Below are 14,169 nucleotides of genomic sequence, written 5' to 3'. Positions count from 1 at the left end.
GCTAGCTGAGACACAATTGTGGGCAGGGGAAACGGCGTTATGCGTATGGATGTAATAGCTTCTACTAAAACGCGCGCCATTAACATAACAGGATATTACCTAACGCAGTCTGAGCAGTATCTTGAATGGATAAGGAATGAGAAATTTTTTTCTTAAAATTATTTTCAAGGATGATATGCAAAAAAGCGCGGAGGATTCAGGGGCGTTATAAAAGCGAGCGGTGTTTGGCAGAGCATATCGGTGATCGCCGCAGCGACCACCGATATAACATGGTTAATCCAGAGCGAGTACCACAACTGACTTGGCCGGCAGGTTTACCTCAACTTTCCCTTTGTTGATCGTCGCACGGTAAGCTACCGGCTTGATTGCCTCCGGGTTGGCAAAGGTGTTGTGCGCATCCATGGTATCTGCTGTCAGTAAGCGTCCACTGGCAGACGACGGATTAACACCTTGCAATGCAACGCTGATGTCAGCGGCCGAGCGCGGGTTGATATTCACCAACGCCAGGTACACCTTGCCATCTTTACCCCGCGCGGCAGACGCACTGATCGCCGGTACGGATTGGTCACCCAGGGTGTAGGTGGGTGATTTGAAATCCACCGGGATGGAAGTAGCGTCCTGGAACGGAATAAACATATGGAAGGCGTGATAGGTCGGTGTCAGCACCATCTTTTCCTTATCGGTCAGGATCATGGCCTGTAACACGTTAACCATCTGCGCAATATTCGTCATGTGCACGCGGTCGGCGTGGGCATGGAAAATATTGAAGTTAACCGCAGCCACCAGCGCATCGCGCAGGGTGTTTTGCTGACGTAAAAAGCCAGGGTTAGTACCGGGTTGCGGATCGTACCAGGTGCCCCACTCGTCCACGTAAAAGCCGACGCGTTTTTCCGGATCATTCTTGTCCATCACCGCTTTGTTGTTGCGAATAAATTCGTCCATCCGCAGGGTCTGGGCAAAGGTAGAGATCCACTCAGCTTCAGGGAAATCAATCGCGGCACCTTTAACCTCCCAATCGCCCTTGGGCAGGGTGTAGTAATGGAAGCTCACCGCATCCATCTTCAGGCTCCAGGTAGGTTCCACATTGCCGGTCAGATGCTCTGCCCATTCGGTGTCTTCTGAATGGCCACCACTGGCAATAAACTTGGGCGTGTTGTCCTTGGGCGCCTTCAGGAAGGTCGCGTAGTGTTTGTAAAGATCGGTGTAGTACTCCGGCCGCATATTGCCACCGCAACCCCAGGCCTCGTTGCCAATGGCAAAGTAATGGACGCGCCAGGGTTTATCCCGCCCGTTCTTGCGGCGCAATTCGGCCAGGGTAGATTTGGTATCTGAGGTCATGTACTCCAGCCACTCCGCCATTTCCTGGGGTGTGCCGGTACCGAGGTTGCCGTTTACGTAAACTTCTGCGTCGAGCATCTCGGCCAATTCAAAAAATTCGTGGGTGCCGAAGGCGTTGGTTTCTTCCACGCCACCCCAGTTGGTGTTGACCTTCACCGGACGTTTGTTGCGCGGGCCAATGCCGTCACGCCAGTGGTACTCGTCGGCAAAGCAGCCGCCAGGCCAGCGAATCAGGGGGACCTGAAGGTCTTTGAGTGCGGCAACTACATCTTTGCGAAAACCGCGCGTGTTGGGGATCTTTGATTTTTCGCCGACCCAGATGCCCTCGTAAATACCGTGCCCCAGATGTTCAGCGAACTGACCATAGATATTTTTATTGATCACCGGACCCGGCTGCGCCGCGTTAAGGGTCAAGTCCACCGGGGCGGCCAATGCCGTGGTGGCGACCAGGCTGCTGGCAGCAAACAAGGTTCGCAGGTGTTTTTTAAAGCGCTTCATGGCGTAATCTCCTCAGCTGTTTATTGTTATACCGATCCGGATCTTACCTGATAAGGTCATATTGTCATACAAGTTAACAGAATTTTACCCTTATAAAAAACGGCCCTGCCCAAGCACACCAGCGCCGTATCACCTTCATGCACCAGTGTTTATTGCGCCCGGGTAGGAATAGCATAAACCCCGGAAATATCGCGGTTGAACGCGGTAAAGTCATCGGCATAAAAGGCCTGGAAATCTGCCAGGGTACCGTTGCTGACATTCTCCATTCGATTGGTAGGAACCCAGTAGTGAGGCACCGGCTGGCCTTCCGGTCCTGGAACACCTTGGGGCGCATTGCGCCACACCAGCAGGAAAGCGACACGGCGTGCCTCGGGATCGGCCTTGAGCCCACTGATCAGCTTGCGGTACCACTGGTTGTCGAACTTACCCGCTTCGATATCCGGCGCCCGGATGCCAATCTCGGAAATAGCCGCCACCTTACCGCGCGCTTCCGCCATCCGCACGACCAGCGCAGCATTGGCTACCACATTGGCAAGCCAGTCCGCGTTATCGGCAACCGGCCCGTAGGTGTCAAAACCCAATACATCAACCCAGGCATCGCCCGGGTAACGCTCCAGGTATTGTGCCTCTGTCGCTTCCGGGAAGTTATTGGGTGAATAGGCAAACAGGAAATTATTCACACCCTTGGTATCACGCAGATATTCCACGGTAAACCGGTACAGCGCCTTGTATTGCTCCGGTGTAGACTGCTCCGCGCCCCACCAGAACCAGCTGCCGGTATTTTCGTGCAGGATGCGAAAAATCACGGGAATCAGGGTACCGTCATCCGCGCGCAGGTTATGGGCCCACTCAGCCACCTGGTCGAGATACCCCACGTAGGTCGCGTGAGCCTCGCCACCCGGTAACGAGGCGACAACGGCCGGCGTTTTATCCCAGGAAGTACCCACTGGCCAATTACCCGGGTTTTTCTGGGCATCAGTGAGGGGATTATCGGGATGCGTGCTGACCGTAATGATGCCGCCGCGCGCGTAAGCTTTTTTAACCGGCTCAACAATGTCACCTTCCGGCTTGGGTGCAATAATCGATAAAGTATCCCAGCCGTATACCGCCGCAAAATCTCCCACCGCATTCACGGTATCCGATTCGCTGCCATCCGCCTTCTGGATGGTCAACCCCTGGGTGGTTTCATGCTGGTGACCGAACATAATTGATCGTCCGGCCTGTGCACGCATAAACGCAAACAGCGAACGGGTCTCAGGGGTTGCGTTGTTATTTACCAATTTGACCACAACCGGGTGCGGACGCGTGGTTTCTGATGTTTCCGGGGGCGTCTTGAGTTGGCAGCCCAGCACAAATAATGCGGTCAGGACACAGAGTAATCGTTTCATTTTTACCTCTTGTTATAGGAAATTGCAGCACATCCCTTATAATCCGCGCCCGCTTGAATCTAATGCTCGAACCGGGGGCGGTTGGTATTTTTCGCGTCACAAGGTAGACTGGTACACTAGCTGCAGCATAGCAGCGATACCGCCTGCACGCGTTTTAACAGGCGGGTTACATAATGACAAGAATAGGGGAACAGGCTGCAAACTGGCCTAACCTGCGTCAGCGACTTTCCAGCGCCGACGTATAAAAATCAACCATGGAATCACCTGTAGTTTGTGAAATGTTCGTTGAAATGCACGTTGAGAGGTGCATGTTGAGGTTTATTAATATCCTGGCAGATAAACCCCTTCAGCAATAATTCACTTCCGGTTATAAAAAAGCCGAAGTGACGTATTGGCGAATGATGTAGTGGCAAACTATTGGCACGATTCCTAAATCGACTTATACGGTGTTATATCCAGCAGGCTTGCGTGGCTAGAGCACAGGTATATTGTGAGGAACTGAGAGAATGAGCTTTATTCATGACGATTTCTTGCTCGATACCGAGCAGGCGCGTGTGCTCTATCACGACTACGCGAAAGACTTACCCATCATTGATTACCACTGTCACCTCCACCCGGAGCAGGTCGGTAATAACAAACAATTTAAAAACCTCTATGAAGTCTGGCTGGCCGGCGACCATTACAAATGGCGCGCCATGCGCTCCAACGGAGTCGACGAACGCTACTGCACCGGTGATGCCAGCGACTGGGAAAAATTTGAAAAGTGGTGCGAGACGGTGCCTTACACCTTGCGCAATCCGTTGTATCACTGGACCCATCTGGAGCTGCGCAAGCCTTTCGGCATCACCGATCGCCTGCTCGATAAATCCACGGCAAAACGCACCTGGGACGAGTGTAACGAAATGCTTGCGACACCGGAATTCAGCGCGCGCGGCTTGATGACCCAGGCCAAGGTTAAACTGGTGTGCACCACCGACGACCCGATCCACGACCTCGCCCACCACAAAGCAGTTGCCGCCGATAAAACCTTTGGCAGCGCGATGTTGCCGACCTGGCGCCCAGACCGCGCCATGGCGGTGGAAAGTGCAACAGATTACAACGCCTACCTGGATCGTTTAGCCAACGTCAGCGACACCCAGATCAGCACCTTTGATGACCTGATGACGGCGCTTAACAAACGTCACGATTACTTCCACGCAAACGGTTGCCGCCTGTCTGACCACGGCCTGGAAACCGTTTACGCGGCGGATTACACCGAAGCGGAAATCAAAGCCATTTTTGCCAAAGTGCGCGGCGGCAGTGAATTAAATGCAGAGGAAATTGAAAAATTCCAATCCGCCATGATGGTGGAATTTGCGCTACAGGATCACGCCAAAGGTTGGGTACAACAATTCCACATCGGTGCGATTCGCAACAACAATCCGCGCCTGTTCCGCACCCTGGGCCCGGACACCGGTTTCGATTCCATTGGCGACCACAACTACGCCAAACCCCTGGCCAAATTCCTCGGCCGGCTCGACAGTGAAAACCGTCTGGCCAAAACCATCCTGTACAACCTGAACCCGCGCGACAACGAAATGATCGGCACCATGATCGGCAACTTCCAGGACGGCTCTGCCGCTGGCAAGATCCAGTTCGGCAGTGGCTGGTGGTTCCTCGATCAAATGGACGGCATGACGCGTCAGATTGAAGCTTTAAGTCAACTCGGCTTACTGAGCCGTTTCGTCGGTATGCTGACCGACAGCCGCAGCTTCCTCAGCTATTCACGCCACGAATATTTCCGTCGCATTCTATGCGGAATCCTGGGGCGCGATATGGCTAAAGGTTTAGTGCCCAACGATACCAGGATGGTCGGCAAGATGATCAGCGATATCAGCTTTAATAATGCGAAGGAATATTTTCCGTTTGTTGTGCCGGAATAATGTGGGCAGCTTAACGAGGAAAGGTACTCCGTAATCCGTTTGTCATTAGGCTTTTGGTTTCGAAAACGCATGAATACATCCCTGTAGCTCCCTCAATTCATCCCTGAATTGAGGGTTTCGAAACCAAAAGCCTAACGCCAAACTCAGTTAGCGCAAGCGTCGAATTTTTCAGCTTCTTTTAGCGTTTCACTAAAGCGCTTTAAACTTCGGTTGGAAACGAAACCCGATCGCCAAGCGATTCCAGGCATTAATCGCCATAATCATACCTGTCAGATTCACCAATTCCTGCTCATTAAAATGCGCCGCTACCGCCTCGTAATCTTCATCGTGAACAGCGTGTTGTGACAAGCGCGCCAGTGTTTCAGCCCAGCGCAATGCAGCCTGCTCCCGTTCCGAAAACACACCGACTTCTGCCCATGAAGCAACCACGTCCAAACGCTCTTGTTGCTCGTCATCGTGGCGTGCTTCAGCGGCGTGCATGTGTTGGCAAAATGCACAGCCATTGATCTGCGAGGTGCGTATTTTTACCAGATGTAAAAGCCTGGGCTCCAGACCGCTGCGAACTGCCTGGTCAAATACCGCGAGGGATTTCAGCAGAGCCGGTTGTAATTCGTAAACACGAGCGGGGGTTAAACGTTCTTTCATGACAGTCTCCTTGATTGGGTAGAGACATCATGATGCCCGTGGCAGCTCAGCGAGGATTGTACTTTTGCGACAACTTTTTCTTGCGGTACTGGCCTGGGGTCAGGCCCGTTAACTTTTGAAATTGGCGAATAAAATGGGCCTGGTCATAAAAGCCAACATGATGAGCGACGTCTACCAGGGAGACATGCGGTTGATCACTGATGAGTTTGCGCGCCAGCTTGATGCGACCAAACTGTTTGATCTGCCCCGGTGACAGCCCTACTTCTTCATGAAATTTGCGCTCCAGTTTGCGGCGGCTCATGGCGATTTGCTCGCACACAGTTTCTATTGAATCAGCGCCATATATCAATTTAGGTAACAGGTATTGCAACACACCCGGCTGTGCTGAACATTGTTCCATCCGGGCCAGCAGCCATTGTTCAACAAGCGTTATGCGCTGCTGCGTTGTGGACAAATCGCCGAGGCGCTTTTGCAATTCGTGTAGCGGATGGAATCCGAGATCGAGAGCAGAAAATTCTCTGCCGATCCATTCCGGCATCGATATACCCAACAATTGCGCAGCACCGCCGGGGCGAAAACGAATACCCAGACAATCCTGCTCACCACTGAGGTGAACCCGGTTAAGGATCTGGCGGGTGTAAAAAGAAAGGCGGGGTTCCTGATCCGGCGTAAAGTAAAAATTGATATTGGTGCCGCCGTCCGGATACAGGGTTTCGGTAGAACCTTGCGCCGTAAGGCGGGATCGTATTGCCCAATAGCACTGCACCCAGGGACGCAGTGCGACATGCGGCATAAATCGTTGAAACCCCAGATGCCCGAGGTTGCCGATAAAGATGTCCGCCGAAGGCTCAAAAACCGGAGGGTGCATACTCACCTGTTAGAGATGAACAGCCGTTACAGATTATCTGTCACAGAAACAAGATTTGATTATAGTGCCAGCTGGCGAACAGCGTAAGCTGAACCTATCGAACTCACCCATCCATTGGAGGAACAGTGTCAGACGCGTCGGCTATCAGCACATTCAGTTTCGCCTTTTCCGTCACGGCACCGATTTTTCTTATGGTACTGATCGGCATGGCGTTAAAGCGCCTGCGGATGATCACCGAAGAGTTTATCGATACCGCATCCAAACTGGTGTTTAACCTGGGCTTGCCCACGCTGTTATTCACCAGCAGTGCAGCCACCGATTTCTCTCGGTTGGCTGATTTGAATTTATTAGTGGCCATGGGCCTGATGACATTAACCGTCTTTACCTTAACGCAATTGACCGCGCGCTGGCACGTGCAGCAAACACGCGATGAAGGTGTGTTTGTCCAGGGAGCGTTTCGCGGCAACCTGGTTATCACCGGCCTGGCATTTTGTGCCAACGCTTACGGCGAGCAAGGCTTGGCCATTGCGGCGCTACCCGTGGCCATGACCGTCGTGCTGTACAACTTGTTATCGGTTTACACCCTGAACCGCAGCCTCAATCAAGGCAACGGAAAAACCTGGCACAAGACCTGGCGCGGCATCCTGCGCAATCCGTTAATTCTGGCAATTGTGGCAGGCTTTGCGTTCAATGGCCTCGGTGTCGGCTTGCCGAGTGTGATCCTCGACAGCGCCAATTACCTTGGTCAAATGGTCTTGCCGCTTGCATTAATCTGTATCGGTGGTGCGCTGGATTTGAAACAATTGCGGCGTATTGATCAGGCCGCTTTTATGGCGACCTTGTGGAAATTAATTCTTTCGCCTTTACTCGCCTGCGCTATCGCCATCGGTTTGGGAACACGCGGAGAAAGTCTCGCCATTATTTTTTTACTCGCCGCCTCGCCATCCGCCACGGTCAGTTTTGTGATGGTGCAAGCCATGGGCGGTAACGGAAAACTGGCAGCGAATATCATTGTGCAAACGACGTTAATGGCGATGATCAGCGTAACAGCGGGGTTATGGTTGTTGCAGTGGTCAGGCTTGGTGTAAAACCGGCTACAGCCATTTTTGCCAAAACAATGCTTTACCCATCTGCGGGTCCAGTTCATAGCTCGCAAAGCCGAATTTTTTATACGCCGCTTGTGCGGCGGTGTTGCCTTCCAATACTTCGAGCGTAATTTTGCAGCAATCTTTTTGCCGCGCGATACGTTCAACGTAGGTCAGCATGGCATGACTGAGGTGACGGCCGCGATAATCCTGCCTTACAACAATATCGTGGATATTGACTAAAGGGCGTGCCTTAAAGGTAGAAAAACTTTCAAAACAATTGACCAGGCCCACTGCCTGGCCATCCAGATAACACAACACGGTAAATGCAAAGGATCGCTCGGCAAGTTTATCCACAATGGATTGCGCTACCGCGTCATCCAGCGGCTCGCCGCCGCCCATCGGGTCACGCGCGTAGTGATCCAACAATGCCACGATGTCGCGCGCGTGCCGGGGGTTGGCGTAGTCGGCGAGAAAAACGTCAGGGGTCATAACACGGCGCCTGATCGATGTCGGAAGGTGCTGGTATCACGTACTTGGCGCGCGTGCGGCGCGGGTTTTAATTTTAAAGAGAATGCGCTCGCCATCATCACCATCGCTGTTGATCGCAGCGCCCAGCTTAAAGCAGCCGTTGCCAATTAATGGTGTGGACTCATTCTGGATGCGAAAACTTTGTGACAGGGACAGTTGAATAAAGGTGCCGTTGCGGCTGAAATCACGCAACATAAATTTGCCGCCATGAAATTCGACAGCACAGTGTTTGCGCGATGCAAATTCAGAACTGACTGACAGGCCGGCACTGGTGTCGTTGCGTCCGATTTCGAAGGGTGTCTCTTCGGGAGAAACCATCACCGGAAAACCGTGATAGTAAAGCTCCAATACAATTTTGTCCGACTCCGGATAATCCGTATTCAGCACAGTGGATTCCATAACACGCTTCTCCAAGGTCTTGTCGGTTAGCAGGGTTTCGCCGGAAACACTACCCTGCCAGACCGAATATTACAAGGGACCAGAACTCACTCGGGCCGATACCAGGCTTCTGGCAATCCGCACACATCAGTCTGGTAAATAAACAAAGCACCGGCGTGCGGCTGGACAGACAACTGTGAACTATTGAGCCCCTTGCGCGCGCTGGTAATAAAAAGCCAGTTCATCTCAGGGCCACCAAGTGCCACACAGGTTGGCTGCGTAATCGGTAAATTCAGGATGCGGTCAACCTCGCCATCGGGCGAATAACGCACAACGCGGCCACCGCCCCACTGCGCATTCCACAGGTAACCTTCGGCATCAACACAAGCACCATCCGGCTCAATACCGGGCGGTACTTTTGCAAAGATTTTTTTATTACTGAGCTGCCCCTGCTGCGCATCAAAATCATAGACATCTATCTGGTAATTCGGTGAATCAGCGTGATATAGCTTGCACGCATCCGGACTCCAACACAGGGCATTGGAAATGCGCAAACCCTCCAGGTGTCGGGTCACGCCTTGCTGCCGGTCAAGACAATAAAGCGCCGCGGCCTGATCATCCGATAATTGCTGTTCCACGGTGGTACCCGCCCAGAACCGCCCTTGACGGTCTACCCTGCCATCATTGAAACGATTGCCGGGTAATGCCAGCTCGGGCCGTGCGATCCAATCACACCGCCCGGAAGTCAGATCAAACCATGCAAACCCGGATGCGAGCGCGAGCAACAATCGCGAATCACCTTCAACAAACGCAAAACTACCCACCGGCTCCGGCGTCGTCCACTGCTCCAGTTTTTTTTCAGCAGGCGCATAGCGATACAATGTTGCGGCATGAATGTCCGTCCACCACACACTTTGGTCGTGCTGGTTCCACTGAACCCCCTCACCGAGAATATTTTCGCAAACAATTTTATCGAGCAGCTGAAACCGGGACATGAGTTACCAGGATATTATAAGTACTACAGAAACGCCCCTCGAAAGGGGCGTATGGGATTACCACCAGGCAACATAAAGGGCGATGAGAATCATAATTACGCCCACAGTTGCAATATTGAAAGATGTTTTGGTTTTAAATTCTATACCCTGTAAATCAACAGCTTTTTCCTGATCCTTACCATCGGTAAGCAAGCTGATGGCGATGGCCAATGCCGCGCACAGAATAAAGACGAGACCAACACGGTCCATAAAAGGTAGCTCAGGCCAAAGGAAATAAAATAAAGTAGAGAGAATAAAGGATCCGAGCGCCGCCGCTAACGCTGATGAGGCAGTTGCTTTTTTCCAAAAGAAGCCTAACAGGAATATCACGACAATCCCCGGCGTGAAAAAGCCGGTAAATTCCTGGATATATTGAAATGCTTGATCCAGATTGCCCAATAACGGCTTGGCAACAACGACAGCAATAATCATGGAGAGCAACGCAACCGAGCGACCAATCAGAACCGTTTTCTTATCGGAGGCATTTGGATTAATCATTTGTTTATAGATATCCATGGTGAAAATAGTCGAAATACTGTTCGTCATGGAACCCAGCGATGAAGCAATAGCGGCGACCAATGCTGCGAATGTAATGCCAAGCAATCCATGCGGAACAAGTTTCATCATTTCCGGATACGCCTGGTCAGGTTTGGAAAGATCAGGTGCCAGCATAGCTGCAGCAATGCCTGGAACAACTACAATAATCGGCATGAGCAGTTTCAGGTATGCCGCAAATGCGATCCCTTTCTGCGCTTCCGCAAGACTTTTCGCCGCCAATGCACGTTGAGTAATGTATTGGTTGAAGCCCCAGTAAGAAAAATTCATCACCCACATTCCACCAAGCAGTACAGACAGTCCGGGTAAACTCACATAGTTGGGGTTGGATTCATCCAGAATCATGTCAAATTTCTCAGGCATCTCAGCGAGTAAAATCGAGAAACCTTGCCACGCACCGTTACCCTCTGCAATTTTATCCAGCGCAAGATAGGACACTAAAAACCCACCGAATACCAGCAACACCACCTGGATAATATCGGTCAGGGCAACCGCTTTCATGCCGCCGTATATGGAGTAGCCAATTGAAAAGACTGCCAGAAAAACGAGCCCATAAACCATATCAAAACCGGTAATCGCATTAATAGCCAAGGCGCCCAGCCAGAGAATGGAGGTCAGGTTGACCAGTATATAAACACCGAGCCAAAACACCGCCATAATAATGCGCACGCGATGATCATAACGATCCTCCAGGAATTGCGGCATGGTATAGATGCCTTTAGCAAGGAAGATTGGCAGAAAATATTTGCCGACAATAATCAGGGTAATCGCGGCCATCCACTCATAGGAAGCGATTGCCATACCGATGGCAAATCCCGAGCCGGACATACCGATAATTTGTTCAGCAGAAATATTGGCCGCAATCAGCGAGGCACCGATTGCCCACCAAGGGAGAGACTTACCGGCAAGAAAATAATCTTCAGCATTTTTTTGATGGCCGGCTTTTTCGCGGGATACCCACCAGGCAATAAAGACCAGTGCGATGCCATAAAGGCAAAACACCGCCATATCAAGCGAATTCAGATTCACGTCTTTTCCTCGTTAGTTGTTTGTTGACATCACTGTGTATTTTTTTATTTCCCTTGCCTCGTTATTGCTCGGATACTGGTGCATCCTTTCTTTTTTATAAATTTTTAAGCGCGACCGCCATCAACTACAAATTGTTGGGAGGTGATCATCGCGGCATCATCTGAAGCAAGAAACAACGCCATCTTGGCGACGTCGTGCGCACCGAGACGTTTTTTCAGGCACACCCGCTTCATCCATTCGTGTTCCTGCTCCGGCGTCAACCATTTTTCCAGTTGTTTGGGTGTTGCGACCCAGCCGGGCAAGATCGAATTCACGCGAATATTATCTCCGCCAAAATCCGTGGCCAGCGCTTTGGTGATACCCAACATACCGGCTTTGGCGGTGATATAACTGGCCAGGTTCGGCGGACCGAACTGGGTATTGATTGAACTGATGTTCAGGATCGCCCCACCACCCTGGGCAATCATCATGGGCTGCACGGCTTGTGCCGCAAAAAACGCCGGATGCAAGTTTACCGCCAGGCCGTCCAGCCACTGTTGCTCTGTCAGAGTACGCACGTCGTAACGTTGGTCATCAGCCGCGTTGTTAATCAGAACGGTTATGTCCCCGAGTGCCTGTTGCACTGCGGCAATACTGGAACGTAGCGCGGCAATATCACTGACATCACATCGCATAAACCAAGGGCGCTTGAGCCCCTTGGCCTCGATCTCATCACACAGTGTATCGGCGGCTTGCTGATCAATATCCACAAAGGCTACCGCGGCATCCTGTACGGCAAAGGCTTCCACCAGACTGGCACCTATACCGCTGGCACCACCGGTAATAAATACCTTGCGCGATGCCAGGCTGGCATAGCGCGTATAGCCCTGATGGGTCGAATAGCTGTACATGTCATTAAACTCCCGCGACGTTCAGTCGCCGCTGGCTTGGCTGAAACCGGGGTTTCAATCCAGTGGAGGAACCGGTTAACCCCGGCGCTGTGTCCTGTGAGACTGGCGCCATTTTACCTATGTTCCCCTGTGCATCATTTATATCTCCGACAACCATCTTCCAGGCTCCCGTGCACTGCAGGGGAGCATAGCGGACCGGCACGACTTTACCATAGGCACTTCGGGTGCTGCGCGAGTCCTTCCGACAAAGGGAGCGCATCCTGCCAGAATTCAGGGCGCGGGTTCAAGGTAAGTGATTCCTTGACCAAGGCCCTGTCTTTATGGCGGAAACGTGAGGTACCTCAGGATTTACGGCTATTGATAGAGTTGTTGATCAACTGCTGGGCCTCTACCAGCAGTGAACGGACTGCAGCGTTAGCCGCGTCGGGTTTGCCCGCGCAGATCGCATCGTAGATCTTCTTGTGATCGTCGTAGTTGGCATTGAGCACCCCTTTTAATTGATTGGTGCTCGCAATACTTACCCGCAGTGCGACCTGGATGAAATCGCGCAATTGGAAGAAAAACCGGTTGTTGCTGGCGGCGAGGATCGAACAGTGGAAATCGATATCCGCTTCTAGGGGATCATCTTTGCCTTCATCGGCACTTTTCATACGCGCCAGGGCAACGCCTATGGGTTTAATCCGGTCTTCATCCTGACAATTCTCTGCGGCCAGGGCAGCCGCTTCCGGTTCAATCGCCAGGCGCAACTGGGTGAATTCTTTCAGAAGTTCCAGCGAGGGTCGGGAGTTCAGCGTCCAGGTCAACACATCGGGATCAAACATATTCCAATGGGTGCTGGGCATTACCCGGATGCCTTGACGCGGGCGGGATGCGATCAGCCCTTTGGCGGTCAACATCTTTACCGCTTCACGGGTTACGCTGCGGCTGATATTAAATTGCTGGGATAACTCGGCTTCCGTGGGAAAGGTTTTATCGACAGCGTATTGCCCCTGAATAATGGCAGCGCCTAATTGGTGGGTGAGTTGGTAAGTAAGATTACGCCCGGCATCTAACATGGTCTTTTAGCCTATTAATATTATGTATGTGCATTATATCCGCAGGTAGTAGCCAAGGATAGCTACATGATCGAGGAAAAAACGACCACATTATGAAGAGCTAAACGACAGCAAGGCAAGCCTGGCGCCTTGTTCAAGGTCACAGGAGTGGAAAAAGTTATAACCGAGATGGGCGGACCGGACCGGGAATTCACCCGATCCGATCACGCAAAATCACACGACTTATTCAGAGTCCTGGATTTGTTCGGCAATGTCATCCAGGCTGGTGTGGCGAACATCCTGCCCCTTGATCAGGTAAATGACATATTGGGCCAGATTACGCGCGTGGTCGCCGATGCGCTCCAGCGCGCGCAGCGACCACATGATGTTTAATACGCGCGTAATGCTGCGCGGATCTTCAATCATAAACGTGATCATCTCGCGCATGGCGGTGCCGTATTCCATATCGACCACCTTGTCGGTCTGCACAACGTGCAGCGCCATGTCCATATCCAGCCGCGCGAACGAATCCAGTGCGTCCTGCAACATCCGCGATACATGGCCGCCGATATGACGCACTTCCACATAACCGCGCGGCGCCACACCATCGCGATTTAATGCGATGGCCTGGCGAGCGATCTTGCTGGCTTCATCGCCGATGCGCTCAAGATCGGTGATCGCTTTGGTTACCGCAATCACCAGACGCAAATCACTGGCTGCCGGTTGGCGACGCGCCAGAATGCGCACGCATTCTTCGTCGATGGAAATCTCCATCTGGTTGACGCCCTTATCGCCGCGCACAACCTGTTCTGCTTTTTCCAGATCCGCATCAATCAACGCCTGGATAGCATCATTCACCTGCCGCTGGGCCATGCCGCCCATCTCCGACAAATGCTTTCTGATATCGTCCAGCTCGATGTTGTATTGCTGGGAAATATGGTGAGTATGACTGGTGATGTCCATAACCATCTTGT

Annotated in this window: 13 protein-coding genes; 2 read left to right on the top strand and 11 right to left on the bottom strand. The window is 52.1% G+C overall.

Annotated elements, in window-relative coordinates:
• Nucleotides 1-273: 273 nt before the first annotated feature.
• Nucleotides 274-1,836, bottom strand: coding sequence for an alpha-N-arabinofuranosidase (locus ACSV5M_RS11060; protein WP_439176251.1), 1,563 nt, complete (start codon nucleotides 1,834-1,836; stop codon nucleotides 274-276).
• 149 nt (nucleotides 1,837-1,985) lie between these two features.
• On the bottom strand, nucleotides 1,986-3,224 hold the full coding sequence (locus ACSV5M_RS11055; RefSeq protein WP_439176250.1) for a glycosyl hydrolase: 1,239 nt from the start codon (nucleotides 3,222-3,224) through the stop codon (nucleotides 1,986-1,988).
• Between the two features lie 506 nt (nucleotides 3,225-3,730).
• Between ACSV5M_RS11055 and uxaC the strand changes: the two genes are divergently transcribed.
• Nucleotides 3,731-5,146, top strand: coding sequence for a glucuronate isomerase (uxaC, locus tag ACSV5M_RS11050; RefSeq protein ID WP_439176249.1), 1,416 nt, complete (start codon nucleotides 3,731-3,733; stop codon nucleotides 5,144-5,146).
• A gap of 189 nt (nucleotides 5,147-5,335) precedes the next feature.
• On the opposite strand, the gene ACSV5M_RS11045 is transcribed toward uxaC, so the two are convergent.
• A complete protein-coding gene (locus ACSV5M_RS11045) occupies nucleotides 5,336-5,791 on the bottom strand; it encodes a carboxymuconolactone decarboxylase family protein (protein WP_439176248.1) in 456 nt (151 codons plus the stop codon).
• 46 nt (nucleotides 5,792-5,837) lie between these two features.
• A complete protein-coding gene (locus ACSV5M_RS11040) occupies nucleotides 5,838-6,659 on the bottom strand; it encodes a helix-turn-helix domain-containing protein (RefSeq protein WP_439176247.1) in 822 nt (273 codons plus the stop codon).
• A gap of 125 nt (nucleotides 6,660-6,784) precedes the next feature.
• Here ACSV5M_RS11040 and ACSV5M_RS11035 point away from each other — a divergent pair, with 125 nt between their 5' ends.
• A complete protein-coding gene (locus tag ACSV5M_RS11035) occupies nucleotides 6,785-7,747 on the top strand; it encodes an AEC family transporter (RefSeq protein WP_439176246.1) in 963 nt (320 codons plus the stop codon).
• A 6-nt stretch (nucleotides 7,748-7,753) separates the two neighbouring features.
• Here the strand turns inward: ACSV5M_RS11035 and ACSV5M_RS11030 are convergent, their stop codons facing one another.
• The 7 genes from ACSV5M_RS11030 to phoU all read right to left on the bottom strand — a co-directional run bounded on the left by ACSV5M_RS11030 (nucleotide 7,754) and on the right by phoU (nucleotide 14,158).
• Complete coding sequence (locus ACSV5M_RS11030) at nucleotides 7,754-8,236, bottom strand: GNAT family N-acetyltransferase (RefSeq protein ID WP_439176245.1); 483 nt, start codon at nucleotides 8,234-8,236, stop codon at nucleotides 7,754-7,756.
• A 36-nt stretch (nucleotides 8,237-8,272) separates the two neighbouring features.
• Nucleotides 8,273-8,674 carry an FHA domain-containing protein gene (locus ACSV5M_RS11025; RefSeq protein WP_439176244.1) on the bottom strand — a complete coding sequence of 134 codons (402 nt, stop codon included), beginning with the start codon at nucleotides 8,672-8,674 and terminating at the stop codon, nucleotides 8,273-8,275.
• A gap of 86 nt (nucleotides 8,675-8,760) precedes the next feature.
• Nucleotides 8,761-9,648 carry an SMP-30/gluconolactonase/LRE family protein gene (locus ACSV5M_RS11020; RefSeq protein WP_439176243.1) on the bottom strand — a complete coding sequence of 296 codons (888 nt, stop codon included), beginning with the start codon at nucleotides 9,646-9,648 and terminating at the stop codon, nucleotides 8,761-8,763.
• 57 nt (nucleotides 9,649-9,705) lie between these two features.
• Entirely contained in the window at nucleotides 9,706-11,271 is a 1,566-nt protein-coding gene (locus ACSV5M_RS11015; protein ID WP_439176242.1) for a sodium/sugar symporter, read from the bottom strand.
• 104 nt (nucleotides 11,272-11,375) lie between these two features.
• A complete protein-coding gene (locus ACSV5M_RS11010) occupies nucleotides 11,376-12,161 on the bottom strand; it encodes an SDR family NAD(P)-dependent oxidoreductase (RefSeq protein ID WP_439176241.1) in 786 nt (261 codons plus the stop codon).
• Between the two features lie 341 nt (nucleotides 12,162-12,502).
• The gene (locus tag ACSV5M_RS11005; protein WP_439176240.1) at nucleotides 12,503-13,216 is read right to left on the bottom strand and encodes a FadR/GntR family transcriptional regulator; all 714 of its coding nucleotides are present in this window, start codon (nucleotides 13,214-13,216) and stop codon (nucleotides 12,503-12,505) included.
• Nucleotides 13,217-13,438: 222 nt separating this feature from the next.
• Complete coding sequence (phoU, locus tag ACSV5M_RS11000) at nucleotides 13,439-14,158, bottom strand: phosphate signaling complex protein PhoU (RefSeq protein WP_439176336.1); 720 nt, start codon at nucleotides 14,156-14,158, stop codon at nucleotides 13,439-13,441.
• Between the last annotated feature and the right edge of the window lie 11 nt (nucleotides 14,159-14,169).

This window comes from Cellvibrio sp. ARAG 10.3 (assembly GCF_051846955.1).
GTDB lineage: Bacteria > Pseudomonadota > Gammaproteobacteria > Pseudomonadales > Cellvibrionaceae > Cellvibrio.
Note: the sequence above shows the minus strand (reverse complement) of the source record. Positions and strands in the feature narration are given on the sequence as shown.

Excerpts from the sequence above, each read along its gene's own strand:
- ACSV5M_RS11060 (WP_439176251.1), bottom strand. The coding sequence starts at position 1,836 with ATGAAGCGCTTTAAAAAACACCTGCGAACCTTGTTTGCTGCCAGCAGC.
- ACSV5M_RS11055 (WP_439176250.1), bottom strand. The coding sequence starts at position 3,224 with ATGAAACGATTACTCTGTGTCCTGACCGCATTATTTGTGCTGGGCTGC.
- uxaC (WP_439176249.1), top strand. The coding sequence starts at position 3,731 with ATGAGCTTTATTCATGACGATTTCTTGCTCGATACCGAGCAGGCGCGT.
- ACSV5M_RS11045 (WP_439176248.1), bottom strand. The coding sequence starts at position 5,791 with ATGAAAGAACGTTTAACCCCCGCTCGTGTTTACGAATTACAACCGGCT.
- ACSV5M_RS11040 (WP_439176247.1), bottom strand. The coding sequence starts at position 6,659 with ATGCACCCTCCGGTTTTTGAGCCTTCGGCGGACATCTTTATCGGCAAC.
- ACSV5M_RS11030 (WP_439176245.1), bottom strand. The coding sequence starts at position 8,236 with ATGACCCCTGACGTTTTTCTCGCCGACTACGCCAACCCCCGGCACGCG.
- ACSV5M_RS11025 (WP_439176244.1), bottom strand. The coding sequence starts at position 8,674 with ATGGAATCCACTGTGCTGAATACGGATTATCCGGAGTCGGACAAAATT.
- ACSV5M_RS11020 (WP_439176243.1), bottom strand. The coding sequence starts at position 9,648 with ATGTCCCGGTTTCAGCTGCTCGATAAAATTGTTTGCGAAAATATTCTC.
- ACSV5M_RS11010 (WP_439176241.1), bottom strand. The coding sequence starts at position 12,161 with ATGTACAGCTATTCGACCCATCAGGGCTATACGCGCTATGCCAGCCTG.
- ACSV5M_RS11005 (WP_439176240.1), bottom strand. The coding sequence starts at position 13,216 with ATGTTAGATGCCGGGCGTAATCTTACTTACCAACTCACCCACCAATTA.
- phoU (WP_439176336.1), bottom strand. The coding sequence starts at position 14,158 with ATGGACATCACCAGTCATACTCACCATATTTCCCAGCAATACAACATC.